We start from the raw sequence: 1744 nt of genomic DNA on the forward strand, positions 1-1744 counted from the left end.
GCCGTAGCGTTTATCCCAATGCACGCTGAAGCGGAATCCAAGAAACTCGAAGCCCTCTGTCATGGCCGTAACCTTCGTCTTTTCCGGCGACAGCGTCAGTCCGGTTGTTTTGATCAGGTAGTCGGCCAGAGCAGATCTCTCTGCCATTGCCTCCTCCAGCGATCCAGACACCAGAACCACGAAGTCGTCGGCGTAGCGCACCGGCAGATACACACAGCGTCCTGCTATACGATCGCTGTCCCGGGCGCTCGCCGCTGCCGCCACCCCGTTGCTTTTGCGACGGGCTTGGGTCTTTTTGCGGTGGTAGGTCCATCTTTCATACCGCTCCTCGATCGCGCTAAGGGCGATGTTTGCGAGCAAAGGTGAGATGATCCCGCCCTGAGGGGTACCGGCGTCTGTCCGGAGGAACTGATCCTCCGTTAAAACACCGGCCTTGAGGAATAGTCCGACCAATCGCACCACTCGTCGATCACCGATGCGCTTGCGCATCCGCTCGAGCAGGTGATGATGATTGATATTGTCGAAGCATCCTTTGATGTCCCCCTCAATAACCCAAGGATATGGCAACCGGTTTCGCCGGGTGTCCTTGTCCCGCTTCTGCGGCAAGGCTGCCCGACGAATGTACTCCAAGGCACCGTGGGTGTTTCTGCCGGGTCGAAACCCATAAGAGACATGCCAGAACTGTGCCTCGAAGATTGGCTCCAAAAGGATCTTAACCGCGCCTTGCACGACGCGGTCCCTGATGGTGGGGATGCCCAAGGGCCGGAATTGCCCCGGTTTTCCGGCTTTTGGAATGAGCTTGCGTCTGGCCGGACTTGGCAGATATGCACCGCTGCGCAGATCCGCTTGAAGATCGACCAGAAAGCGCTGTTCACTCCTGTTCCGAATACGCCCCACCGTCATCCCGTCAACCCCAGCCGTGCGCCCACCTTTGTTGGAGGCAACGCGCTGCCAGGCGTGCCGCAGCACCCTGAGGTCAGTCAACCAACCCCACATGTCGCGCCACTGGTCGTCGGGATTAGCCTTACTCCACTGATAGAGTTTGCTTTGAATGCCGAGTACCCAGACCTTGTCGATCTGATGATCCGTGTCCACAGATCACTCCTCCGTCGTTACAAGCCTATCGTCTTCCTGCTTTCCTTCGCCTTGTGCGTGGCTTTCCCACACTCGGACTACTACGAAAGCTCCGCCCTTGGTGTTGCCCATATCTGGCCGTCGCAGCGAGCCCGGCTTCCAACCGGGCAGACAATCCAAGTTCCCGTGTTCCGACTTCCAACCTTGTGCCGTTAGGCGGTGAGCTCTACCCCGTGCAATGCGGGAGATGGGGCATAGGAGCCAGTCCCATCTCGGGCCTCTTCGAGAACCCGGCAGCAAGAATAGACGAGCCTTGCCGCCTCTGATCGCTCTTTCGTGCTCCCACGCCATCACGCTAATGGAAGCGATATCTGTGTTTCGAGGCTTCTGACGCTCACTTTGTTGTCTCGCCATGGGCATTGCGGTAGCCCGGCCTGCGGTTGATGGCCCGCATCCGGTACAGTTAAGGCCAATCTGCTTATGCAACCCAACCGACGACGCCCGGTCGAGCTTCTTGGCCCCCTTCGATCCACTGCTCCTGTAAATCGGGCGGCATCGCAGCCGCCGGTTAGAAGTCGGCAAGCTTGAGAGATCACGCTAACTCATGCGCACCTCCCGCGCCGCACGGCGCACCGTCGACCCAGAGGTATGGCCAGTCGCCTTCGATCGG

The 1744-nt window shown here is 58.9% G+C and carries 1 protein-coding gene; it reads right to left on the minus strand.

The genetic code is table 11. The features are described 5' to 3' along the window. Window positions 1-1095 (minus strand): reverse transcriptase domain-containing protein (locus FHT77_RS31090; protein ID WP_183759303.1); only part of this gene is annotated, 1095 nt, incomplete at its 3' end. Window positions 1096-1744 lie beyond the last annotated feature (649 nt).

This window comes from Rhizobium sp. BK181 (genome assembly GCF_014193305.1).
Taxonomy (GTDB): domain Bacteria; phylum Pseudomonadota; class Alphaproteobacteria; order Rhizobiales; family Rhizobiaceae; genus Rhizobium.